The following is a 23,066-nucleotide window of genomic DNA, read 5'->3' on the forward strand; positions in this document are numbered from 1 at the left end:
GCTCCGGAGCGCGGAAAACCCCTCGCAATCAGCTCACCAACAAAGATCTGAACGCCGAGGTTGCGCTCGATGTGAAAGGTAACGCTTCAAAGCTAGTTGTGCAGAGCTTCCTTAACTCATTTCCTTATACACAAATCGACGTGCCTGGAATCGATGCTGGATAGCAAATCAGCCAGGAGGGGGTTGTTAACAATGCGGATTTCGCGTTTACTCTCGGATTTTCGGCATGAAGACTCGAGACGACGCGGGAGCATGGGTGGACGAGGAATTTGAGACGCTGGATTTGGGTGATCCACGGCGAGACCGGCGCGCGAAGGAGCTGGTCAAGCGGTTCGCCAGCCGGCCCACGGCCAGCATTCCGGGCGCGTGCGAAGGCTGGGCCGAGACGATGGCGGCATATCGTTTTCTGGGCAATGAGCGCATCGACTGGCGCGACATGATGCAGCCGCATTGGGACCGTACCACGACGCGCATGGGGCAGTTGCCGGTGGTGCTTTGCATTGCCGATACGACAGAGCTGAACTTTAACGGTCAGGACATTGAAGGGGCCGGCCCGCTCAGTTATGAAGCACAGGTGGGCATGTATCTTCACGCGACCTATGCGGTGACACCGGATCGGGAGCCGCTGGGTGTGATGAACGCATGGATGTGGGCGCGCGAACCACGCGATGCAAACGGCAGGCGTGGCGGTGTCAGGGAAAGTGTGCGGTGGGTCGAAAGCTATGAGATCGTGGCCGAACAGGCACGGGCCCTGCCTGACACGCGACTGGTGTATGTGGCCGATCGTGAAGGCGACATCGCCGCGCTCATGCAGCGTGCGCAGGAACTGGGTGAACCGGCGGACTGGCTGATGCGCTCGCAGCACAATCGCGCCCTGAAGGGCGAAGCGAATTTGTGGGAGACGGTGCACGCCAGTGAGGTGGTCGGCCACATCAGCTTCGTGCTGCCCGGGCGCAGCGGCCAGAAGGCGCGTGAAGTGAGGCAGGAACTGCGTAGCCAGCGCATCACGCTGCCCGGGCGTGCCGGTGTCACGCTCACCTGCCTCGAGGCGTATGAAGTGGATGCGCCAGCGGGTGTGAAGCCCGTCATCTGGCGTCTTGTGACCAACCGCGAAGCGGGCGATGCGCATGCGCTCATCGAACTCGTTGACTGGTACCGCGCGAGGTGGGAAATAGAAATGTTCTTCAACGTCCTGAAGAACGCCTGCCGGGTTGAAGCGCTGCAACTCTCACAGATGGAGCGCGTGGAGAAGGCGCTCGCGCTGTACATGGTCGTATCGTGGCGTATCGCACGGCTCATGCGTGTCGGCAGAACCTGTCCGGAGCTGGACGCGTCGTTGTTCTTCGCGGCTGACGAGATACACGGCGCTCACGTGCTCTGTAAGAAGGCGCGTCCGAAAAAACCACCGACGCTCAGCCAGGTGATACGGATGATCGCGTCACTGGGAGGATTCCTCGGGCGCAAGAGCGACGGCGAACCGGGCGCGAAGACGCTGTGGATTGGCATGCAGCGAGTCATGGATGCTGTGATCACCATTCAGATCTTGCGCGACGGTTACGACACTTCTGTATAACGAAATGTCCTTAACTACCTCGAGTACCAAGTCATCTTTCGCCGGAAAGTAGTAGTGGATGCTCGAAGTCTTGACGCCAACGAGGTCAAACAGATCACGATAGCTGAATCCGTTATAACCGCGCAACATGATCAGCGTAGCAGCGTGGCCGACAATCTTCGCACGTACCGTCGATGTAGTATCCATGCGCTTAACGTATCTATCAATAGATAGATTGTCAATTGGAATCTTAAATGATGCCGATAGCTCTGGCCGCGCGCGAAACGTGGTTGCTGAGGCAGAAATCTACGGCGCGCACCCAACATGGCCCGTTCCTCGCATCATACGCGTCGGCTTCTGTATCAGCGTGTTGCCCGAAGGACGTCAGGTCATCGATCTGCCGCCTACGCGCTTCGCGGTGACAGAACATCGCGTGCAGATCGCGCAGTGCGCCTGCGGCAAGCGTCATTCGGGTGTGTTTCCCGGGAACGTGAGCCAGGCGGTGCAGTATGGTCCCCAGATCCGCGCGGCGGCCGTTTATCTGACGCAGTACCAGCAGTTGCCGGTGGCACGTACGGCCCAGGCACTGGCGGATCTGTTTGGTGTGCGGGTGAGTACGGGCACGGTGCAGCAGAGCATCGATGAGGCGGCCGGCCTGCTGGCCCCCGCGGTTAAACAGATCAGCGAGGCGCTACGCGAGCAGCCCGTGGTGCATTTCGATGAGAGCGCCATGCGCGTGGGGCGTGCGCCTTACTGGTTGCATCTGGCCTCGACCCGTACGTTGAGCTGGTATGGCGCACATCACAAGCGCGGTGGCCAGGCACTGGACAGCTTCGGGATTCTGCCCGGTTTTACGGGCATCGCCGTGCATGAGGGCTGGAGGCCGTACGCTGCCTATGCGTGTGACCATGCGCTGTGCAACGCGCACCATCTGCGCGAACTGGTGTTCATCGTGGAGTCGACCCAGCAAGCCTGGGCCCAGCAGATGATCGATCTGCTTTGCCGGGCCAAGCGCGAAGTCGACCTCAGTGTGGCTGGCGGCAACAGGGCGCTGGATCCATCGCGTCAGCGCTATTACAGGCGACGCAGCCGCGAACTGATCGCCCGGGCGCGCAAACTGAATCCAACCCAGGCGCGCGCGCCCACACGCGTGGACCTGCGCGGCCGGATCAGACAAAGCTTCACCTACAACCTGGTGCGCCGCCTGCAGACGCAGGCGACCGAAGTGTGGCGCTTCATTGCCGATCACCGGGTACCGTTCGACAACAACCAGGCCGAACGCGATATCCGCATGCCCAAGCTCAAACAGAAAATCTCGGGGTGTTTCCGTGCGGTATCAGGCATGCAAGCCTTCTGTACGATCCGCTCCTACCTTGCCAGTCTGCGCAAACAGAACCGCGCGCTGATCGATGCGCTCGCCCTGGCCTTTACCGGATTCGTCGTTTCACCGCTTCCGGCTGCTGAATAGTTACCCGCCAGGATACCAGGTCTAACTCAAAGTTCCTAACACCATCTAAGGGACACTTAAACCAAACGCTAAAGCGCAATAGCTCGCTGGATTTCCAGCTTCTGATAGCAATAAGTTCACACGTCCGTGCACAACCTGTCAGCGTTCTGCGCGGCCAACTGCAGGCTGTCAGCATGATGATCGAGCCTATCGTTCTCGGACAGAAGAATCGATGAGCCTCGAAGAGCAAGGCTGAAATGGAAAAACTCCTGCCAGCAACAATTGCTGAGACACCGGACATAACGTTTACGGCGCGTGCCAGGAAGCTCGGTGTGGATGAGAAGAGGTTGAATAAGCTGTTCCCTGAACTAGGGCTTGGACTGCGTGAAAGACGTCTTGATCTGGTTCGACGGAACAGATGGCTGCGGCTCCTGAGAATTGGACGCAATCTGCGTGAGTTCAAGCGGCGATTCGAACGCGAGGGGCTCGCGTTCAATCGGGACAATGTATTCAAACACGGTGGAATCATGTTTCATAGAGGGGGGCCAGAAGAGCGACTCTTCCTCTGGGTAAAGGAAAGAAGGCCCTTTTGAAGCTGTTGGGATGGTAACCGGCGGCAAAGCGATAGATGAGCCTTTTCACAGGTTTAACCGATAGATGACTTTTCTCGGAATAAAGCGATAGCGGATTTTATGTGTCAACTTTCGCTTTATTCGTCAACAGGAGGCACACCGAAACCCCGCATACACATACTGATAATGCGGTTGAAACCAGTTGCGAAAGGCCGGCCGCAACATGCATTGCGCGGTGCGCGCCGAACCGCCTTTGATCACATAATGCTGCCCGTCGAAAAAGTTGGCGGAGTAGCCCGGGTAAAACGGAAACGCTTCAAACCCCGGCAGTGCGTCGAACACGGTGGAGGTCCACTCCCAGCCATTGCCGAATTGACCTTCCACGCCGAACGCGCTGACGTTATCAGGATACGCATCGACCGGCTGCGGGTCCCAGCTGCGAAAATCGAAATTGCCCGACATCGCGTGCGGTGCGCCGTGTGCCGCGCGTTGCCATTGCGCTTCGCTGGGTAGCGTTTTGCCGGCCCAGCGCGCGTAGGCGCTGGCTTCGGCGTGACTCACATACACCGGCCAGTCGAGCGGCAGCGGTACTTCGTCGAACATCGTGCGCAGCATCCATGCGCTGTGCCGATCGCCTCCGGTTTGCTGCGACCAGCAGGCGGGATGCTCGATATGTTCGGCTTCTTTCCAGGCCCAATCCTTGTCGGTCCACCACTTCGGTTCGCGATAGCCGCCTGCCTCGATAAACTCACGAAATGCGCCGTTCGTCACCATGTGGCGGTCTATCTCGAACGCCGGCACGTCGACGCGCATTTCGCCGAACTCGTTGTCCCAGCCGAAACGGCCACTCTCGCGCGACATGCCGAGCACCGTCGCGCCGGCCGGCACGTTGACCATCGAGGACAACCCGTCACGCGGTTCGGAACGCGTCAGCACTGCCTCGCGCAACGTGGTGACTTTCTGCGCAAGCGGCAACTGGTGCAGCATGTACGCGAGCGTTTCAGCATGCATCAGCCGATGCTCGATCGCGACGTTCAGCAACTGCTCGGCCGCCTCGGCATGTGCCCCCTCGCGGCCGAGATGCGCCGAGTCGCTCAGTGCATCGAGCTCGCGGTCGATCTGCTCGCGGGCGCGCAACGCGTAGCTGCGCACGGCGTCGAGCAATGGCCAGTCAGTGGGTTGATCGGTCGGAAAGCCGCCGTCGACAGGATCGATACCGAAAGCGAAGAGCTGGTCGAGGTGCGGATCGAACGCCGGCAGATCGCACAGGCGTTGATCGAAAAGGTTACGATCGAAAGCTTCCAGATGGCCGAGGTAAAACACGATCCGGTGGCGCTCGCGGATCGGCCGTTCATACAGAAACTCGGGTTTGACGATGGCAAACAGGGCGTCGGTGACTTGACGCGCGTCGATCAGACGCTGGACGAGCGGGTGATGCGGGGCGGGGTCGCGATTCATTTCGCCAAGTCTCCTTGCGGGGGACGGACTAAAGACTGTACCCGCTCGCAGGAGCTATGCCAAGGCGAATGCGCGCTAAAAAGCAGATGGCGGGGGACGTGGCGGCGCGGGCCAGGTCCTGCGCGTAGGGCTTACACCTTCTGCAGGCCTTCCAGGTCGACGATCCGGATATGTTTGCCGTGTGCGTCGATCAGGCCGCGCTTTTGAAATCTTGACAGGGTGCGGCTCACAGTTTCGAGCGTCATCCCGAGGTAACTGCCCATGTCCTCGCGTGTCATGCGCAAGTTGAATTCCGCTGAAGAATAGCCGCGCTGCGCGTTGCGCTCCGATACGTCGAGCAGAAATGCCGCTACGCGTTCGTCCGCTGAAAGTGAGCCGAGCACCATCATCTGCCCAGCTTCGCGGACGATCTGCTCGCCCAGCAGTTTGTGCAGTCGGTCCTGCATTGAGCTGATTTCGCGGCACAGGGACTTGAGGGCCGGGTAGGGGACGATGCAAACGGTGCTGTCTTCCAGGGCGACGGCGCTGCATGCATGCATGTCTTCGCTGATGCCGTCGAGGCCGAGCGCTTCGCCGGCAAGGCGCAACCCGGTGACCTGTTCGCGGCCGTCACGGTGCGCCATGACGGTTTTCATGGAACCGGAACGCACGGCATAGATATTGTCGAAGCGGTCGCCGCTGCGATACAGCGCTTCGCCGCGCTGCACCGAACGCGCGGTGCAAATGAGCGCTTCGAGTTTCGTCAGTTCGTCAGGCGACAGGCCTTGCGGCATGCAGAGCGCCCGCATCGAACAGCTCGAACAGCGAGCAGCGGTGCGCGCACTCGCCTTTGCCGGTGCGGCACGACGGCCGCCACGCGCCGGCGGCGAAATCACAGTGGAATCGGCAGCGGCGCCGGCGGAGCGAGTCACAGCGGTAGGGATAAGCATGTTCTGCAGCCATTTGTCGGAGTAACAACTGATTGTCCCACCGCCCATGCCCCCCGCTTAGCGACAAAATGACGCGTCCATGCAGTTAGGCATCTTGAGCGATGTCACCCTCGCGTTGCTGCTTGTGGTTATGGACTGCTATGTATTCTGGCGAACGTGCTTTGCTCTGATTTTGAAGATAGGGTGCTGCGCGTGCCGCCCTTTGGGGCAAGCACGCGCAGTTGCAACGTGCGTCGCCACGCGTTCAGGCGTCTTCACTGACCTTGCCGCCGCGGACGGAATCAGCAGCACGGGCAAGGTCGCCTGGCGCACACAACGCTCTGCGACGCTGCCGGGAATCTAGGGCCAGGTTTGCCTTACAATCAGGAACTACTCAGACAAGCTGCTTCAGCACCGTTGATGAACGAGCACAAAACGACGGGCTTGCCCGACAAGATCTACAGCGACATCCTCAATCGCATTCTTGACGGCGAGTACAAGGAAGGCGAGCGGCTGCCTACCGAGCATGCGCTCGCCGAACGCTTTGCGACGTCTAGGCCAACCGTGCGCGAAGCGCTTGCACGCTTGCGGGCGGACGGGATCATCATGACGCGGCACGGCTCGGGCACCACGGTTGCGCGGCGGCCGGACCCCGATGTGCGCCGGTTTGCGCCGCTCGAAACGCTGTCCGACATTCGCCGCTGTTATGAATTCCGCATCGTGACCGAGGCGGGCGCGGCCGAGCAGGCGGCGCTCAAGGCCGACGCCGACGACATCGCCGCGATCCAGCATGCGTGGGACCAGTTGGAATGCATCATCGAAACCCGGGGCATCGGTGCGCAGGACGATTTCATATTCCACCTGGCGGTGGCGCGCGCCTCGAAGAACCCGTTTTTCATCACGGTCATGTCGTTCATCGAAGAGCAGATCCTGTTCAGCATGAACCTGTCGCGCAATCTGTCGCTCGTGAAGACGGTGGAGCGGCAGCGGCTCGTGCAGGACGAACATATGGCCGTGCTCGAGGCGATCCGCCGCAAGGATGGCCCTGCAGCGGGGCTGGCAATGCGCGCGCATCTTGAGAATGCGCTTGAGAGGATGTTCGGTTCCTGAAATCCCGCGCGTCTCTCCAGCGGGCCGCGACCGGGCAACCGCAACGGCGGCCCGGCCTCGATCGCTTCAAGGCGTCAGGCGGCGGCGGCCATCGGCCCGAACAGGGCGGTGCGGGTCTTCGGACTGATCGCGATATCCAGCGCCACGGCCCGTTCCACGCCGATCTGCAGGGGCGACCCGAGCCGGCTGATGTCGATCCCGGTCTTGCGCAGCAGCCGTTCGATCGGCGTGGTGGTCACCGTGACATAACGCGTGATGCCCATCCGGTCGGCAAACGTCACGAGTTCGTGAATCGCCTGCATCGTCAGGTCGGCAAAGCCGAACGACTGCTCCTCGCCGCCGGTTTCGATCGCGAACCGGCTCAGTTCCCAGATGTGCCGCCCGACTGGCGCATCCGCGCCATGCAGCAATTGCGGAAAGGTGTCCTTCAACATGTTTGGCCCCTCCGTCGGCATCAGGCGCCAGCAGCCCCGCACGTGCCGGTCGTCGCCCTGAATCAGCATATAGTGCGGCCCGAGGGCGTCGTAGCCGTCGATCTCCATGCCCGCGATGGTCGGAATGTCCCATCCGAGCCGCCCGTGAAACACCCGCGCCCGCAGGCGGTACATCTCGTTGATGTCCGCGTTGTCAAATTCTTGCCGCATTCCAATCCGGATCGTTGTTTGCATGACGTTCTCCTGAACGTGTTGGGATACCCAATACGCAAGAAAACTTATGCATTTTGAATCTTTCCGCCACCTATCTACCTGGATAGGTGTGCATGCTGATCGGGTAACGCAGAATTCGAGATAAGCCTCAGCACTCAACCGACGGGACACAAAAATGGAACTTCTCGACAACCACTGGCAGGCGCAACCCTCCGTGCAAACTCGCCCGGCAGAGCCTTCATCGGCGGTGGACCGCGTTCTGATCATTGCCTATCGCAAGAAGAAAAAAGAGAGCCAGCGCCGTTTCTGGGCACGCTTCGGCGTGACGCAGTCGCGTGGCAGCCGGTTCGAATCGGGCGCCGAAATTCCGCCGCCGGTGTCGATCCTGCTGGGCCTCTACTTCACCAAAACCGTTTCGGACGCCGATCTGGGCCGGGCCGAGCGGGTCCTGACCAGCCGCGACGCCGCCGCCTTGCTCAACCCGGGTCAATAAGTCCCAACTGCGCGGCGATCACGGCCGCCGCGCGCCGTGAATTCACACCGAATTTCGTCCTGATGTTCTTCATGTGGAAGTTCACCACGGCTTCCGAACAGTTCAGGATATGGGAGATTTCCCAGGTGGATTTGCCGCGCGCGGTCCATTTCAGACACTCGCGTTCGCGAGGCGTGAGCTTGGGCAATAAAGTCTGGGCATGCGTAGTCAAATGGCGCTGACTGGTATCGATCACCAGATCGCGCAATAACACCAGGTTTGGCAACGCAACGTTGATATGACGCCAGAATTCGCCGGTCGGATTGCTGTCGTTGACGAAGCACATCATGCCGGCTTCCTGGTTCGGCCCATGAATCGGCAACGTCACACCGGCGCGCAGGCCGTGCGCGCGGGCTTCCTCGTACATCGATTGTTGCGGCGCGGTCGTGAAAATGTCCGGCGACCAGATCAGCGGCGCGGCGCGCGTCGCGCAATGCGAGACCGTCGGGTCGATGTGGACGAGACCCTGCTCGTCGTAGGTACGCCGCCACGCCGGCGCGTAGGTGCTCCGCACATAGGCGTCTTCAAGGCGAATGGTCGGGCGCGGCAGCATGGCGATCAAAAGCTTGTCGAAGCCCCACGTTTCGGCAAGGGCCGTGATCGCGCCGAACCATTCCGCTTCATCTGCGGCGTTCAGTAGCGGTGCCATTTCCTCGATAAAATGTAGCGACAATTTGGTTCTCTCAGACTCGCAAACGTCCCGTTGCGGTTAATTGCGGTACGGCAATCCGTCCGGCTGTTTTTATTCTCACAATCTATCACTAAAAATCGTTTCACAAGCCGACTGCAATTTCTAAAGAAACGGCATCGGCGCTGGTTCTGCAACCAGAGGAACGAATGACTCCTTATATCGGATTTGTTTGACCTGATTAACATTCACGGGCCGATAAAGTGGGTAATTTTCTCGTAGTTGCATTTTTGAAGATTTTGATTGGCAACATTATTGTCAACCCAATCTGAAACGCGATCGTCCGCGACAATCCTGCGGACGATCCGTATCTGCGCCGCCTGCTGCGATCCGTGCCTGCGGCCAAAGTGGTGTCGGGCATGGGCGAGCGGCCTGCGCTCGTTCATCTGCGCGACGAAATTTTGCTAATCCGCGTGCTGCACGATGCGGTTACGTTCTCGACGATTGCCGACATGGGGCCGATCCTGCCGCTACTCAGTTCGACGCCGCCCGAACATCATGCGAAGATCGATCATGCGACGCAGGTCCTGCTCACATTGGCGCGTCAGTTCGCGCAGAAGCGCGCGTTGAATTGACATTGCCTGGTGTCGAAAGCGGGCGCTTGCATCGCGCGCGTATGCCGGGCGCACTGCGCTTCAGCCTGCTTTCGCCATTAACTTCCATCGTCCAAAGCCTACGCATGACCGACATCAGCCGCCGCTATCCCGATCCCTCCATTCGCGTGCTCGATCCGCGCTTCAAATCGCTGATTCTTGCGTCCGCTTCCGTCGAGTGTCTGTATCAGGGCGCGCGCTGGTCGGAAGGGCCGGTCTGGTTCGGCGACGGCCGTTATCTGCTGTGGAGCGACATTCCCAACGACCGTATCCTGCGCTGGGACGAAACCAGCGGCGCGGTGACTACGTTCCGCCAGTCGTCAAACAATGCGAACGGCCATACGCGCGACCGCCAGGGCCGCCTCGTGACCTGCGAGCACCTGACGCGGCGTGTCACGCGCACCGAGTATGACGGCTCGATTACCGTGCTCGCCGACCGTTATCGCGGCAAGCGCTTCAACTCGCCGAATGACGTGATCGTGAAGTCGGACGGTTCGATCTGGTTCAGCGATCCGACCTTCGGCATCGACAGCTTTTATGAGGGCGAGCGGCAGGAGTCAGAACTGCCCGCGTGTGTGTATCGCATCGACGGCCAATCCGGCGAAGTGACGGTGGTCGCCGACGACGTGCTGGGCCCGAACGGTCTCGCCTTTTCGCCGGACGAGTCGGTGCTGTACATCGTCGAATCGCGTGGCGTGCCGCGCAAGCTTCGTGCGTTCGACGTCGACGTTAGCGGCGAGAGCGCTGTATTGTCGAACAACCGTGTGCTGATCGACGCCGGGCCGGGCACGCCGGACGGCTTTCGCGTCGACACGCATGGCAATCTCTGGTGCGGCTGGGGCATGGGCACGGACGAACTCGACGGCGTGCGCGTCTTTACGCCGCAAGGCGAGCCGATCGGCCATATCGCGTTGCCGGAACGCTGCGCGAACGTGTGCTTCGGCGGACGCCATCGCAACCGCTTGTTCATGGCGGCAAGCCACGGGTTGTATTCGCTGTATGTGAATACGCAGGGCGTCCAGGGCGGTTGAGTACGCGCCTCTGGATGCGCAGTGCCAGCGCGGCTTGCCTGACAACCTGTTGCTCAATCCGCATGCCGACTGCGGGTTTGCCCTTGGATAAAGCGCGCAAGCCATTGAGCCGCAACGATTGCCCGTCAAAACAGGCAGATTGGCCAGCAAGGCGCGGTGGCGACTATTTGCTTGACATCGGCAGTTCCGCTTCGCTATGTTCCATTGGTAGAGAGACACCGCCAGCAGCGCATCTGGTCGGCGGACTTCCATACCAAGAAGCGAGGAGACGCAATGACTGTTTCAGGCAGGTTGGCGTTCAGGCTGGTGTCCGTAAGTCTCGTCGCAAGCGCCGCATTGGCATCCGCAGCGCGCGCGGCCGATCCGGTAACGCTCAATATCGTCGACGTGGCCGGCGATCTTCAACTCACGCAGAAGGGCTTCGAGGCCTTCAAGGCGAAGTATCCGGATCTCGTCGCCAATCTCACGTTCACCAACGCGCCCGCGCCGCAGTTGCCCGGCAAGATCAAGGCGATGCAGGCCGCTGGCCGCTCCGATATCGATCTCGTTCTGACCGGCACCGACGCACTGGCCGCCGGCATCGAACAGAACCTCTGGATGAAGCTGTTGCCGGACAATGCGGCGGCTTTCCCCGGCGTGCTGGACAAATACGCGCCTGGTCCGCGCAAGATGCAGGACCTCGCACAAGGCTTCGGTCTCGAAGTCGCGTATATGCCGGCTGGTCCGTTGCTCGAATACAACCCCGCCAAGGTCAACGATCCGCCCAAAACGCCTGAGCAATTGCTGCAATGGTGCAAGGCGCATCCGGACAAGCTGATCTACGCCCGGCCGGCGAACTCCGGTCCGGGTCGCACGTTCCTGATGGGCTTGCCGTACGTGCTCGGCGACAAGGATCCACAGGATCCGATTCACGGCTGGGACAAGACGTGGGCCTTCCTCAAGCAGCTGAACGATTGCATTCCTTACTATCCGGGCGGCACGTCGGCAGTCATGAAAGAGCTTGGCGAGGGCACGCGCGACATGACCGTGACCGTTACCGGCTGGGACATCAATCCGCGTGCGCTCGGCATTGTGCCGGCGGAATTCCGGGTGCAGGCATTCGACAACATGACGTGGGTGAACGACGCGCACTACATGGTCATTCCGAAGGGCGTGCCGAAGGAAAAGCTCGACGTGCTCTACAAACTGATGAGCTTCATGCTCGAACCGGCGCAGCAAGCCATGACCTATGACGACGGTTATTTCTACCCGGGGCCGGCGATCAAGGGCGTGAGCGTCGAGCAGGCGCCCGCGCACAGCCAGGACGTGCTGAAGAAATACGGTCGGCCGGAGTACGCGAAACTGCTGGCCGAGCGTCCGCATGTTTTGCCGCTCAATGCGGCGGCAATGGTCGCGGCTTTCAAGAAGTGGGACAGCGACGTCGGCGCACAGAAGACCAAGTAGTCGCTGAATGAGTCCGTGCACGCGTTCGTTCGGTCCGCCGGGATTCGCGTGCCATGCACGCAGAAAACCGCCATGTAGCTGCTGACGCATCCGTTCTATTGGGCCGCCGCGACTCGAGGGTCAAACGTCAAGCGTCACGCGTATCAGGAAGCCGCCATGAAGCATCACTTTGAACAGTTGCGGCTCGCTTCAGTGAGCCGCAGTTTCACAAATGCGGAGGGCCAGGCGGTCGCGGCGTTGCAAGGTCTCAATCTGAATATCCAGCGTGGCGAGTTCATCGCGTTGCTCGGGCCTTCGGGCTGCGGTAAATCGACGGCGCTCAATTGCATCGCCGGTTTGCAGCCGTTGAGCGGCGGCGGCATCTGGCTCGACGAGAAACGCATCGACGTGCTGCCGCCGGAAAAGCGCGGTTTCGGCATGGTGTTCCAGAACTACGCGCTGTTTCCGCATATGAGCGTGCTCGACAACGTCGGCTTCGGATTGAAGATGCGCGGTGTCGGCAAGAGCGAAACCATGCGCCGGGCGCGTGAAGCGTTGCAGCTCGTGCAACTTGTCGGGCATGAACGTAAGCTGCCCGGGCAGCTTTCGGGCGGTCAGCAGCAGCGCGTGGCGATTGCGCGGGCGATCGTGATCGAACCGCCGCTGATTCTGATGGACGAACCGCTGTCGAATCTCGATACGAAACTGCGCATTGAAATGCGTGCCGAGATTCGCCGCATCCATAGCCAGCTCGAGCGCGCGACGCTCTACGTGACGCACGATCAGGACGAGGCGCTTTCCATGGCCGATCGCATCGTCGTGATGAAAGAGGGGGTGGTGCAGCAGGTCGGCACGCCCAAAGAGGTCTACACGCGGCCGCAGAATTTGCACGTCGCGCGTTTCATGGGCTATCGCAACGTGACTGAATTCACGCTCGAAGGCACGCAAGGCGATGCGGTTGCGGTGAACGCGAACGGCGTGCGTCTGATTGGCACGCCGATGGCCGGTTTCAACAGCAAGCGCGTGAGCGTCGCCTTGCGTCCAGAGGATATGGAGCGTGCAACACCTGGCACGCAAAACGCCTTCGACGCGCTGGTGACAACCGTGGAATACGGCGGCCACGATTCCCTGCTGCGGGTGAAGACCGCGTTCGGCGACTTGTGGGCGCGCATTACGGGCGAATTCGAAGAGGGCGAGCGCATCAGCCTGCACGTGCCGCCGTCACGCACGCTCGTCTATGACGCAGAGGCGGTATGAACACGCCCACGCTGTCGCCGCCACCGGTACCATTTGCGCCGCGCGACGCCAAAGCGTGGCTGGTCGCGCCGGCTTTGATCTTCATCGTCGCGTTGTTCATCTATCCGTTCGCGTACGGTTTGGTGCTGTCGTTCCGGCCGATGAACGGCGGCGGCCTGTGGGCCAACTACGTGACGTTCTTCACCGACACGTCGATGTGGCCGACCATTCTCGTCACGCTCAAGCTCGCTGTACCCGCAACGCTGATCAATGTCGGCGTGTCGGTTCCAGTGGCGTTCGCGCTGCGCCGCAATTCACCCTACCAGAAACTCGTCACGACGCTGCTGGTGATTCCCGTCACGCTCGGCACCGTGCTGATCGCCGACGGCATGCTCACGTACTTCGGCCCGAACGGCTGGTTTCCGCAGGCGTTGCAAGGTTTGCATCTCTACACCGACGAAGTGCGTTTGACGCACAACTTCTGGGGCGTGCTGATCTCGCTGATCGTGTCGGGTTTTCCGTTTGCGTTTCTGTTGACGCTGTCATACGTGACCGGCATCGATCCGACGCTCGCGAGCGCTGCTGCCACGCTCGGCGCGAGTCCGTGGCAGCAGTTTCGCCGCATCTACCTGCCGCTGCTGGTGCCCGGTCTAACGATGGCCGCGTGTTTATCGTTCGTGCAGGCGTTCTCGGTGTTTCCATCGGCGGTACTGCTGGGGGCGCCCGCAGGCCCGACGCGCGTGATGTCGATCGCCGCGGCCGAAGCCGCGTTCGAGAGCTATGACTATTCGCTTGCTTCCGCGATCGCCATGGTGATGGGTTTCGTGCAACTGGTGGTGGTCGCCGCCATGCTCGGCGCGCGCCGTTTCTTCTACAGCGGTCCGGTGACGGGAGGCAAAGGCTGATGGCTAGCGATCGCCACGCCGCGCATCCTTCGTGGTCCGCGTCCACATCGAACGAAAACAACGACGGCGCCCAGCAACCCAGCAAGCGCGTGAAGCAGCGCGCCAGTGTGCCGGGCCGCATCTGGCACGTGCTGGTGTGGGGCGCGATGGTGTTCTTCCTCGTCAACGTGGTGTTGCTGATTGCGACCGTGGCGGTGAATTCGGTGGCGACCCGCTGGTTCGGCACCTTGCTGCCGCAAGGCTTTACGCTGCATTGGTATGCGCAGGCGTGGAGCGATTTCCAGTTGGCGAGCGTGCTGTGGGTCACCGTCGAAGTGGTCGGTGCGGTGGTGGTGTTGTCGGTGCTGCTCGGCGTGCCCGCGGCGTATGCGCTCGCCCGCGTGCAGTTTCCCGGCAAGCGCATGGCGATGCTGATTTTCCTGCTGCCCTTGATGGTGCCGCCCGTGACGTACGGCATTCCGATGGCGACCGTGATGTACAAGGTCGGCCTCGCGGGCACGCTGGGCGGCGTAATTCTCGCGAATCTCGTGCCGGCGCTGCCGTTCGTGATCCTGGTGATGACGCCGTTCATCGAGCAGATCGATCCCAATCTCGAAGCGGCGGCGCGCATTTTCGGCGCGAACACGTTCCGCTATTTCCGCTACGTGCTGCTGCCCCTGCTGGTGCCCGGCATGTTGGCCGCGGGGCTGCTCGTGCTGGTGCGGACCATCGGCATGTTCGAACTGACATTCTTTACGGCGGGCCCCGCGACGCAAACGCTCGTGGTCGCCTTGTACTACGCGGTATTTTCAACCGGCGTGCGCGCACCGCAATCGATCGATGCGATGGCGATGATCTACATGGCGATCACGCTGATCTGGGTGCTGATCGCGCTGCAATTCGTCAGCCCGACGCAGATCGTGTCGCGGGTGAAGGAGCAGAAGCGCTGAGGAGCTGAGCCACTGAAGCGCCCCCCGAAGGAAGTCCCCCGCCCGTAGGAAGTCCCCCGCCCCGAAAGAAGTCCCCCGCCCGTAGGAAGTCCCCCGCCCCGAAAAAAGTCCCCTTGGGGGATCGGGGGATCGGGGGGCGCCAAAAAAAGCATCGTGGAGCAGACGTTGACGACGAGAAAGAAACCTGAAGAACTGCGCAGCCACCGCTGGTACGGCCTGAACGATCTGCGCTCGTTCGGCTATCGCTCGCGCACCGCGCGGCGGCGCGCACACGGATGCAGCCGGCGAGCCGGAGATTCACTGAGTCTGCCAAGGGCTCAATATCAATACCCCACGCGATACACCCGGCCCGTTTGCGCGCCTTCCACACTGCGCAAGTAGGCCTGCGCCGCGCGTTCGGCCGTCACCGGCTCGAAGCCGCGGAAGTAGGGCGCATAGGCGTCGAGCGCTTCGGTTAGTACCGTCGGGCTTACCACGTTGATCCGGATGCCGCGCGGCAATTCGATCGAGGCGCCGCGCACGAAGCCTTCCAGGGCCAGATTGACGGTGGTTGCGTTCGCGCCTTCGCGGATCGGTTCGTCGCCGACAATACCGCTCGTCAGCGTGAACGAGCCGCCGTCGTTCACGTAGCGCTGGGCGCCCAGCACCACATTGATCTGACCCATCAGCTTGTCGCGCAGGCCGACCCAGAACTGCTCGACGCTCATCTCCGGTAGTGGGCCGAAATGCAGCTTGCCGGTGGTGGTGACGACGCCGTCGACCTTGCCGATCTCGCTAAAGAGCCGCTCGATGCTGGCCGGGTCGGTACTGTCGACGCGATACTGGCCGCGCGTCGCGCCCACTTCGATGACTTCATGGCGCGCTTTCAATGCTGCGCTCACTGCTTGGCCGACCGTGCCGGTTGCGCCGATCACGACGATCTTTTTCATCTGCCGCTCCGTTTAGTTTTGGATATGCAGTTGATTGTCTCCGCGTTCGGCGGGCGGAAATAGCTTGTTCGGCTTGCAGGTCCTGCAACCCCGAGTTTCTAATCCGTGCCGAAACGCGCACCGTCATTCAACCGGAGCGCGCTTTGGAATTGCCTGATTAATCGGTGCAAGCGGCGTCATTCAAACGAATACCCGCAACGCGATTACTTATTTCGCCCGATGTAATTCGATCACGCGAGTGGGCCGAAAATGATTAAGGGCGTAGTGAATGCGGCCGCGTTCGCGACGGCTGCGGATCGGACGCGGGTCGTCGAACAGATCGTCCGCTGACTCGGCGCCTTGCGGCTCGACCATGCCTTTGTCGATGACCGTGTAGCCCGGTTCGAGCGCCAGCAGCAGATGATTGCCGCCAACCCGGCTGTCGAAGCCGGCCATGCCGTCTTGCGCCTCGGGCACGCTGTTGACGAGGGTCGCGTTGCTCGTCGTGATTTCGTCGGGCGAGATCGGGCTGTGGCCGGCGATGCGGGCGGCTTCGAGATTTTTGCCGTCGGTGTCGACCGTGCTGTCATGGGTGCGGTCGTTATGCAGTTCGGTCGTGCACGGGCCGATGGTGCGCGGCTGTTTGCCGGCGTCTGCCGGCGTGTTGATATCGCTGTTCATCATGCATTCTCCGTTGAAGATGACATGGTTGAAGTGCAACAAAACCCATTCCGCCTTGCGCCACGTCTTTGTGCGTGTGAGTTTGAACTGCGCGCGGCGCCTCAGTTGCCTCGCGGTTATGCGCAGTGATGTATGCGGGCGTTTCACCCGGCGATTGCGTCCTGGATTCCTTTCGTTTTTTTTAATGGACGCCTATTTTCTACAGAGTATGATCTTACTCCGACAAGTGGAGCGCGGTTAAATTGGCGACATGCGTTGACGACATGTGTCCGGTTGTTTTTACATGGCCGACAACGAATAGACGCGCGCTACTCAGAACATCTTACGGGGCCGTCAGGGCGGGTGACACATGCACTTCGATGCTGCATTCACACATCGCGGCTATTTGCTGAATTGTGCGCCGGCGCGCGCGGGCGATGGTACTTGGCAACCTTATGTGGTCATCTCCCGCTCGAGCGACGGCGAACTGGTCGCCAACCGGTTTTTCCCCACTGACTTGCGCTTCCCTGACGAAGCCACCGCTATCGCGCACGCACGCGACTGGGCGGTGCGCTGGATCGATGCGAGCAGCGTGACCATCTGAAGCAGCGGGCAGCGGGCAGCGGGCATCGGGCACCGGGCTCCGGGCTCCGGGCACGCGTGGCCCGGCATACCGGGCAGCCGCGGTGCGCTGCGCGAGCGGCTGTAAAACGCGGTAATCTCTTGGGACAATCACTCTGAACCGTGCCTCGCGCACGGCGCCGTTCTTTTATGCCTAACGTGCCTTCCCCCAACTGGGGTCTCGAACAGATCGTCGCGGACTTGCGCGCGTCGCGTGAAAAATTGCATCGCACGCGGCATCCGCTCGGTATTCGCGAGCTGCCATCGCGCGAAGCGGTGATCGCCATTGTCACTGGCTTGCGCGCGGCGTTGTTTCCCACGCACTACGGTGCCCCCGATCTCACTGACGAAACGGTCGACTACTACGTCGGCCACACGCTCGAAAGCACGTTGCGATTGCTCGCCGAACAGATACGGCGCGCCTTGCGCTTTCTGCCCGAGTTCGGGGAAACGCCCGATGCGGATCTGAAGGCGCGCGCGTTCAACGTTGCGCGAGAGTTCGGCACGCAGTTGCCCGGCATTCGCGCGTTGCTGGTCAGCGATATTCAGGCTGCTTTCACCGGCGACCCGGCCGCCCAGCACATCACTGAAATTCTGCTTTGTTATCCGGGCGTGTGGGCGATGACGCACCATCGTCTTGCGCACGCGCTGCATCGCCTCGGCGTGCCCTTGCTCGCGCGCTTCATCAACGAGATCGCGCACTCCGCGACCGGCATCGACATTCACCCAGGCGCGACCATTGGCCCAAGTTTCTTTATCGACCACGGCACGGGCGTCGTGATCGGCGAGACCGCGATCATCGGCGAACGCGTGCGCGTCTACCAGGCTGTGACGCTTGGCGCGAAGAGCTTCGCTGCGGACCTTGACGGCACGTTGGTCAAGGGCAACGCGCGGCATCCGATCGTTGAAGACGACGTCGTGATTTATGCCGGCGCGACGATTCTCGGCCGCGTGACCATCGGGCGTGGCTCGGTGATTGGCGGCAACGTGTGGCTTACGCATAGCGTGCCGCCGGGCAGCAGCGTGTCGCAAGGCAAGATCCGCGAGGGTGGGCGCACGGGCACGGACGAGGAGGGCGGTTGACGAGCGGGCTGGCTCGCGCGTCATCTCGTGCTTTGCCGCACGGCTTTCTCGTTAGCGGTTAAGGGGAGAGCCCATGGTGCGCGGCCGTGTTCACATGCCTCGCTGCGCAATTGCCGGCGTGGAAGCGACGGTGGCAAAGAAAGTAAGTGTGCCTGCCCCGCACGGGGGCGAACGCTAATAAGCCGATAACATAATTAATACAAAATTCGAATAAAGCAATGCAATAAAAAGCCCAAATGAAAATCAAATAAGAAAAAAGAAAACGAAGGCAAAAAACCGCGCCAAACCGATCCCAGGCAGGGGAAATCACATTCCTCCACACAATGCCAAAAAAATCCAAACCCCAATCCCCTCATTGAAAAATGCAAAAAACAACACATTTTTCCACGTAACCGCAAAAATAGAAATTTGAATACCGCCGAAAAAACGAATAAAAACGATTTCGGCTATAGTCGCCATTTTCCAGCCGCCAGCCGGGCAAAAAAGAGCCCCAATAAGCCCGCCACCAGGAGTAAAGAAATTGAACGCCCGTGAACCTGCATTCATCTCCGCTTCGCGCAGCGCACGCCTGCGCCAGATGCTCGTCAGCAACGAACTCGAATTCATGATGGAGGCCCACAACGGGCTCTCCGCCCGTATCGTCCGCGAAGCCGGCTTCAAAGCGATCTGGGGTTCGGGCCTCGCGATCTCCGCCCAATTCGGCGTGCGCGACAACAACGAAGCCAGCTGGACGCAAGTCGTCGATACCCTCGAATTCATGGCCGACGCCAGCGATTTGCCCATTCTCCTCGATGGCGATACCGGCTACGGTAACTTCAACAACGTGCGCCGTCTCGTGCGCAAACTCGAACAACGCGGCATCGCCGGCGTCTGTATCGAAGACAAACAATTCCCGAAAACGAATAGCTTCATTAACGGCGAAGCCCAGCCGCTTGCCGATATGGACGAGTTCTGCGGCAAAATCAAAGCCGGTAAAGACTCGCAGTCGGATGAACACTTCTCGATCGTCGCCCGCGTCGAAGCACTCATCGCCGGCTGGGGCATGGACGAAGCGCTGCGCCGCGCGGAAGCCTATCGGCAAGCCGGCGCCGATGCGATCCTGATTCACAGCAAGCTCTCGCGTCCCGATGAAATTCTCGAGTTCGCGCGCGAATGGGCCGGCCGCGCGCCGCTCGTCATCGTGCCGACCAAGTACTACAGCACGCCCACCGAAGTGTTCCGCGAGGCTGGCATCAGCACGGTCATCTGGGCGAATCATCTGATCCGCGCAGCGACCTCGGCCATGCAAGCCGTTGCCAAGGAAATTCATTCGAGCGAGACGCTTGTCAACGTCGAAGACAGCATCGCCGCAGTCAACGAAATCTTCCGTCTGCAAGACGCCGACGAATACTCGGAAGCCGAAGACCGCTATCTGTCGAGCGGACGCGCGGCCGGTGCGGCCGTCGTGCTCGCGGCAGGCCGCGGCAAGGGGCTCGAAGCCGTCACCGAAGATCGTCCGAAAGTCATGCTGCCGATCGCGGGCAAGCCGCTCTTGCGCTGGCTCGTCGATGCGTTCAAGAAGCAGAGTGTCAATGACATCACCGTGGTCGGCGGTTATCGCGCCGATGCGATCGATACTGCCGGTATCAAGCTGGTCGTCAATGAGCGTCACGCGCAAACCGGCGAGCTGGCGTCGCTCGTCTGCGCAGTCGATAAACTCGCAGGCGACACCGTCATCTCGTACGGCGATCTGCTGTTCCGCAGCTACATCTTGCGCGATCTGGTCGAGAGCGAAGCCGCGTTCAGCGTGGTGGTCGATTCGTCGCTGACCGATGCGGAAAACGCCAGCGTGCGCGACTTCGCATGGTGCTCGGCGGCTGACGATCGCGGGCTGTTCGGCAACAAGGTCACGCTGCGTCACGTGTCGAGCGGGCAGGAGGCAACGTCCGCCATCGCTTCGCAAACGCCGCATGGCCGCTGGGTCGGTCTGCTGAATGTGCGCGGCGAGGGGCGTGAGCGTCTGCGAGCGGTACTCGGCAAACTGCAGGCGCGCCCGGATTTCGATTCGCTCGATATGCCCGCGCTGCTGAATGCGCTGATCGAAGCGGGTGAAGCGATCGAAGTGCAATACGTGCACGGCCACTGGCGCGGGGTGAACGATCTGGACGACTTCCGTCGTGCCGGCGATTTCGCACATGCGCAGGCGCCGTTCGCGGCAGCGGTCGGCAACCAGATGGGGACAACCAGCGGGGCCGCGCAATGATCGAGGCAGCACAATTCGTCGAAGCGGCGCGCGAACGCGGCTTTGACTGGTATGCAGGCGTGCCGTGCTCGTATCTGACGCCGTTCATCAACTACGTCTTGCAGGATGAGTCGCTGCATTACGTCTCGGCCGCCAATGAAGGCGATGCGGTTGCGTTGATCGCGGGCGTTACGCTCGGCGCGCAGAACGGCCGGCGCGGCGTCACGATGATGCAGAACTCCGGCCTCGGCAATGCGGTGAGCCCGTTGACCTCCCTTACGTGGACCTTCCGTCTGCCGCAATTGCTGATCGTGACGTGGCGCGGGCAACCCGGCGTCGCGGACGAACCGCAGCACGCGCTGATGGGCCCGATCACGCCCGCGATGCTCGACACCATGGAGATTCCGTGGGAGACCTTCCCGACCGAAGCCGACGCGATCGGTCCGGCGTTGGATCGCGCCATCGCCCATATGGATGAAACCGGCCGTCCGTACGCACTCGTGATGCAAAAGGGCAGCGTGGCGCCGTACGAATTGAAAGAGGGCCACGCTGGTGCCCGCCGTGTGCCGGTGGCGCCGCGTGCGCAATTCAGGAACGTCGCGGCGAATGAATTGGCTTCACGTCACGATGCGCTGCAGAAAGTCATCGCGCACACGCCGGTCGAATCGACGGTGGTGCTCGCGTCGACCGGTTTTTGCGGCCGCGAACTCTATGCCATCGACGACCGTCCCAACCAGTTGTACATGGTCGGCTCGATGGGTTGCGTGACGCCGTTCGCGTTGGGTCTTGCGCTCGCGCGTCCTGACCTGCACGTGGTCGCGCTCGACGGCGACGGCGCCGCGCTGATGCGCATGGGCGCATTCGCGACGCTCGGTGCGTACGGTCCGTCGAATCTCACGCACGTGCTGCTCGATAACGGCGCGCACGACTCGACCGGCGGTCAGGCGACGGTGTCGTCGCAAGTATCGTTTGCGGGTGTCGCCGCGGCTTGCGGTTACGCGTCGGCGGTTGAAAGCGACGACGTCAATGTGATCGATGAGCTGTTCGATACAGCACCGTCGCCCCACGGCCCGCGCTTCGCGCGACTGGCGATTCGCCGCGGCACGCCCGATGGCCTGCCGCGTCCCACTATCACCCCGCCCGATGTGAAGGCGCGCCTGATGCGCCACATCGGCGCCGCTTAAGGAGTGTGCTCATGCTGCTGCTCAATCCCGGCCCGGTGACGCTCACCGAACGCGTCCGCAACAGCCTGTTGCAAACGGATCTGTGCCACCGCGAAAGCGAATTTTTCGACTTGCAGGAAGAGGCGCGCACACGTCTGGTCGATCTGTACGGGCTCGACGCAAACGAATGGCAAGCGGTCCTGATGACCGGTTCCGGCACGGCTGCTGTCGAAAGCATGACCGCCGCGCTGGTGCCGCAAAACGGCAAGCTGCTGGTCGTGGAAAACGGCGTCTACGGCGAGCGTATTTCGCAGATCGCCACGCAATACGGCATCGCGCATGAGTCGCTGAAACACGACTGGATGGTGGCGCCGGATCTCGCGAAGATCGCCGAACGCCTCGACGCGGACAAAGCGTTCACTCACGTCGCGGTGATTCATCACGAAACGACCACCGGCCGTCTGAACGATCTGCAGGCGCTCGGCGCGCTGTGCCGCGAACGCGGCCTGCGTCTGCTGGTGGATGGCGTCAGCAGCTTCGGCGCGGAAGCGATCGATTTCGCCGACGCCAGTCTCGACGCCGTCGCGGCGACCGCGAACAAGTGTCTGCATGGCGTGCCCGGCGCGTCGTTCGTGCTGGCGCGGCGCGCGGCGCTCGCGCAGGCGGCGAGCCGCACGTACTACCTGGACCTCGGGCGCCTCGCACGCTTGCAGGACCAGCGCAATACGCCATTCACGCCGTCGGTTCATGCGTACTACGCGCTGGTCGAAGCGCTGCGCGAACTCGCCGACGAAGGTGGCTGGCGGGCGCGCCATGCGCGTTACGCTGCGCTCGCCGAGCAGGCGCGCGCGGGCCTCGCTGAGCGGGGCATCGGCAGTGTGTTGCCGCCGGAGCAATCGTCGGTGGTGCTGCGCGCGTATCGTTTGCCGGACGGCGTGTCGTATCCGCAGCTGCACGATGCGTTGAAGGCACGCGGCTTCGTCATCTATGCCGGTCAAGGCGGCTTGTCGGCCGAACTGTTCCGCATCTCGACGATGGGCAACATTCACGCGGCCGACATCGACCGTCTCCTGCAAGGCTTTTCCGCGCTGACACGCTAAGGCGCGCGTTGACACGTGGGTCCGGTACCAAGCCGGTACCAAGCCGGCAACAAGCGCAGGGCGGCGCATCACACCGGGTCTTTGTCCGGCGGTCCATCGGGCCGCTGCGGCTCCTCGGTGTGATGACCCGGCGACGGCGGCACGAGCGGATCGGCTTCCGGGTCCCGGTTCGGATCGGCGTTCGGATCGGGAATCGGGCTGGTATGCATGTCGTAGCTCATTGCATCACCTCTTTGAGTTGGGAAGAGGGCCGAAAGCGGGCCGAAAAGCGGGCCGAGGA

23 protein-coding genes and 3 pseudogenes are annotated in these 23,066 nt (G+C 61.5%); 16 read left to right on the forward strand and 10 right to left on the reverse strand.

Annotated features, from left to right (window positions below; genetic code table 11):
* The first annotated feature begins 226 nt into the window (after positions 1 to 226).
* Positions 227 to 1,573: an IS4 family transposase gene (locus tag AYM40_RS23320; protein ID WP_063496178.1), complete on the forward strand. Its 1,347-nt coding sequence runs from the start codon at positions 227 to 229 to the stop codon at positions 1,571 to 1,573.
* Between the two features lie 12 nt (positions 1,574 to 1,585).
* Here the strand turns inward: AYM40_RS23320 and AYM40_RS38885 are convergent.
* Positions 1,586 to 1,759 (reverse strand): annotated as a pseudogene (locus AYM40_RS38885) (TetR/AcrR family transcriptional regulator); the annotation flags it as partial.
* Here AYM40_RS38885 and tnpC point away from each other — a divergent pair.
* Both tnpC and AYM40_RS40530 read left to right on the forward strand, forming a co-directional pair.
* A complete protein-coding gene (gene tnpC / locus AYM40_RS23325; RefSeq protein WP_236721062.1) occupies positions 1,758 to 3,020 on the forward strand; it encodes an IS66 family transposase in 1,263 nt (420 codons plus the stop codon). The pseudogene AYM40_RS38885 and the gene tnpC sit on opposite strands and share 2 nt — an antisense overlap.
* 236 nt (positions 3,021 to 3,256) lie before the next feature.
* Positions 3,257 to 3,592, forward strand: a complete 336-nt coding sequence (locus AYM40_RS40530) for a hypothetical protein (protein ID WP_148662286.1) — start codon at positions 3,257 to 3,259, stop codon at positions 3,590 to 3,592.
* Positions 3,593 to 3,715: 123 nt separating this feature from the next.
* On the opposite strand, the gene AYM40_RS23330 is transcribed toward AYM40_RS40530, so the two are convergent.
* The 3 genes and pseudogenes from AYM40_RS23330 to AYM40_RS42625 all read right to left on the reverse strand — a co-directional run.
* On the reverse strand, positions 3,716 to 5,029 hold the full coding sequence (locus AYM40_RS23330) for an SUMF1/EgtB/PvdO family nonheme iron enzyme (protein ID WP_063498606.1): 1,314 nt from the start codon (positions 5,027 to 5,029) through the stop codon (positions 3,716 to 3,718).
* A 131-nt stretch (positions 5,030 to 5,160) separates the two neighbouring features.
* Positions 5,161 to 5,817: a helix-turn-helix domain-containing protein gene (locus AYM40_RS23335; protein ID WP_063498607.1), complete on the reverse strand. Its 657-nt coding sequence runs from the start codon at positions 5,815 to 5,817 to the stop codon at positions 5,161 to 5,163.
* A 408-nt stretch (positions 5,818 to 6,225) separates the two neighbouring features.
* Positions 6,226 to 6,297: pseudogene (locus AYM40_RS42625) on the reverse strand (universal stress protein); the annotation flags it as partial.
* A gap of 60 nt (positions 6,298 to 6,357) precedes the next feature.
* On the opposite strand from AYM40_RS42625, the gene AYM40_RS23350 reads away from it, so the two are divergent.
* On the forward strand, positions 6,358 to 7,047 hold the full coding sequence (locus AYM40_RS23350) for a FadR/GntR family transcriptional regulator (RefSeq protein ID WP_063498610.1): 690 nt from the start codon (positions 6,358 to 6,360) through the stop codon (positions 7,045 to 7,047).
* Positions 7,048 to 7,121: 74 nt separating this feature from the next.
* On the opposite strand, the gene AYM40_RS23355 is transcribed toward AYM40_RS23350, so the two are convergent.
* Positions 7,122 to 7,715 (reverse strand): acyl-homoserine-lactone synthase, encoded by a 594-nt coding sequence (locus AYM40_RS23355; RefSeq protein WP_063498611.1) that lies wholly within the window; start codon positions 7,713 to 7,715, stop codon positions 7,122 to 7,124.
* 154 nt (positions 7,716 to 7,869) lie between these two features.
* On the opposite strand from AYM40_RS23355, the gene AYM40_RS23360 reads away from it, so the two are divergent.
* Positions 7,870 to 8,187: a transcriptional regulator gene (locus AYM40_RS23360; RefSeq protein ID WP_063498612.1), complete on the forward strand. Its 318-nt coding sequence runs from the start codon at positions 7,870 to 7,872 to the stop codon at positions 8,185 to 8,187.
* Here AYM40_RS23360 and AYM40_RS23365 read toward each other — a convergent pair.
* A complete protein-coding gene (locus tag AYM40_RS23365; RefSeq protein ID WP_063498613.1) occupies positions 8,171 to 8,875 on the reverse strand; it encodes a helix-turn-helix transcriptional regulator in 705 nt (234 codons plus the stop codon). The genes AYM40_RS23360 and AYM40_RS23365 overlap by 17 nt on opposite strands.
* A gap of 314 nt (positions 8,876 to 9,189) precedes the next feature.
* On the opposite strand from AYM40_RS23365, the pseudogene AYM40_RS23370 reads away from it, so the two are divergent.
* The 6 genes and pseudogenes from AYM40_RS23370 to AYM40_RS23395 form a co-directional block, all read left to right on the forward strand.
* A pseudogene (locus AYM40_RS23370) lies at positions 9,190 to 9,489 on the forward strand (dihydrodipicolinate synthase family protein); the annotation flags it as partial.
* 104 nt (positions 9,490 to 9,593) lie between these two features.
* On the forward strand, positions 9,594 to 10,538 hold the full coding sequence (locus tag AYM40_RS23375) for an SMP-30/gluconolactonase/LRE family protein (RefSeq protein ID WP_063500640.1): 945 nt from the start codon (positions 9,594 to 9,596) through the stop codon (positions 10,536 to 10,538).
* 273 nt (positions 10,539 to 10,811) lie between these two features.
* A complete protein-coding gene (locus AYM40_RS23380; RefSeq protein ID WP_063498615.1) occupies positions 10,812 to 11,981 on the forward strand; it encodes an extracellular solute-binding protein in 1,170 nt (389 codons plus the stop codon).
* A gap of 156 nt (positions 11,982 to 12,137) precedes the next feature.
* A complete protein-coding gene (locus AYM40_RS23385; RefSeq protein WP_063498616.1) occupies positions 12,138 to 13,217 on the forward strand; it encodes an ABC transporter ATP-binding protein in 1,080 nt (359 codons plus the stop codon).
* The gene (locus tag AYM40_RS23390; RefSeq protein ID WP_063498617.1) at positions 13,214 to 14,101 is read left to right on the forward strand and encodes an ABC transporter permease; all 888 of its coding nucleotides are present in this window, start codon (positions 13,214 to 13,216) and stop codon (positions 14,099 to 14,101) included. Before AYM40_RS23385 ends, AYM40_RS23390 begins: the two co-directional genes overlap by 4 nt.
* Positions 14,101 to 15,030: an ABC transporter permease gene (locus AYM40_RS23395; protein WP_063498618.1), complete on the forward strand. Its 930-nt coding sequence runs from the start codon at positions 14,101 to 14,103 to the stop codon at positions 15,028 to 15,030. The genes AYM40_RS23390 and AYM40_RS23395 overlap by 1 nt, the downstream gene beginning before the upstream one ends.
* A 323-nt stretch (positions 15,031 to 15,353) precedes the next feature.
* Here the strand turns inward: AYM40_RS23395 and AYM40_RS23400 are convergent, their stop codons facing one another.
* Positions 15,354 to 15,959: a short chain dehydrogenase gene (locus tag AYM40_RS23400; RefSeq protein ID WP_063498619.1), complete on the reverse strand. Its 606-nt coding sequence runs from the start codon at positions 15,957 to 15,959 to the stop codon at positions 15,354 to 15,356.
* Positions 15,960 to 16,166: 207 nt separating this feature from the next.
* Entirely contained in the window at positions 16,167 to 16,619 is a 453-nt protein-coding gene (locus tag AYM40_RS23405) for a DUF3005 domain-containing protein (protein WP_063500641.1), read from the reverse strand.
* A 349-nt stretch (positions 16,620 to 16,968) separates the two neighbouring features.
* On the opposite strand from AYM40_RS23405, the gene AYM40_RS23410 reads away from it, so the two are divergent.
* Together AYM40_RS23410 and epsC are read left to right on the forward strand one after the other, a co-directional pair.
* On the forward strand, positions 16,969 to 17,202 hold the full coding sequence (locus AYM40_RS23410) for a hypothetical protein (RefSeq protein WP_063498620.1): 234 nt from the start codon (positions 16,969 to 16,971) through the stop codon (positions 17,200 to 17,202).
* Between the two features lie 167 nt (positions 17,203 to 17,369).
* Positions 17,370 to 18,302 carry a serine O-acetyltransferase EpsC gene (epsC, locus tag AYM40_RS23415; protein ID WP_063498621.1) on the forward strand — a complete coding sequence of 311 codons (933 nt, stop codon included), beginning with the start codon at positions 17,370 to 17,372 and terminating at the stop codon, positions 18,300 to 18,302.
* 306 nt (positions 18,303 to 18,608) lie between these two features.
* Here epsC and AYM40_RS40540 read toward each other — a convergent pair whose 3' ends face one another.
* Positions 18,609 to 18,848, reverse strand: coding sequence for a hypothetical protein (locus AYM40_RS40540; RefSeq protein WP_148662287.1), 240 nt, complete (start codon positions 18,846 to 18,848; stop codon positions 18,609 to 18,611).
* Here AYM40_RS40540 and aepX point away from each other — a divergent pair.
* The 3 genes from aepX to AYM40_RS23430 are packed head-to-tail and all read left to right on the forward strand — an operon-like array spanning position 18,823 to position 22,786.
* Positions 18,823 to 20,544 (forward strand): phosphoenolpyruvate mutase, encoded by a 1,722-nt coding sequence (gene aepX, locus AYM40_RS23420; RefSeq protein WP_063498622.1) that lies wholly within the window; start codon positions 18,823 to 18,825, stop codon positions 20,542 to 20,544. The genes AYM40_RS40540 and aepX overlap by 26 nt on opposite strands.
* Complete coding sequence (aepY, locus tag AYM40_RS23425) at positions 20,541 to 21,707, forward strand: phosphonopyruvate decarboxylase (RefSeq protein ID WP_063498623.1); 1,167 nt, start codon at positions 20,541 to 20,543, stop codon at positions 21,705 to 21,707. The genes aepX and aepY overlap by 4 nt, the downstream gene beginning before the upstream one ends.
* An 11-nt stretch (positions 21,708 to 21,718) precedes the next feature.
* A complete protein-coding gene (locus AYM40_RS23430) occupies positions 21,719 to 22,786 on the forward strand; it encodes a 2-aminoethylphosphonate aminotransferase (protein ID WP_063498624.1) in 1,068 nt (355 codons plus the stop codon).
* A gap of 68 nt (positions 22,787 to 22,854) precedes the next feature.
* Here the strand turns inward: AYM40_RS23430 and AYM40_RS41970 are convergent, their stop codons facing one another.
* Positions 22,855 to 23,007: a hypothetical protein gene (locus AYM40_RS41970; protein ID WP_165614491.1), complete on the reverse strand. Its 153-nt coding sequence runs from the start codon at positions 23,005 to 23,007 to the stop codon at positions 22,855 to 22,857.
* Between the last annotated feature and the right edge of the window lie 59 nt (positions 23,008 to 23,066).

Source organism: Paraburkholderia phytofirmans OLGA172 (assembly GCF_001634365.1).
Classification (GTDB): domain Bacteria; phylum Pseudomonadota; class Gammaproteobacteria; order Burkholderiales; family Burkholderiaceae; genus Paraburkholderia.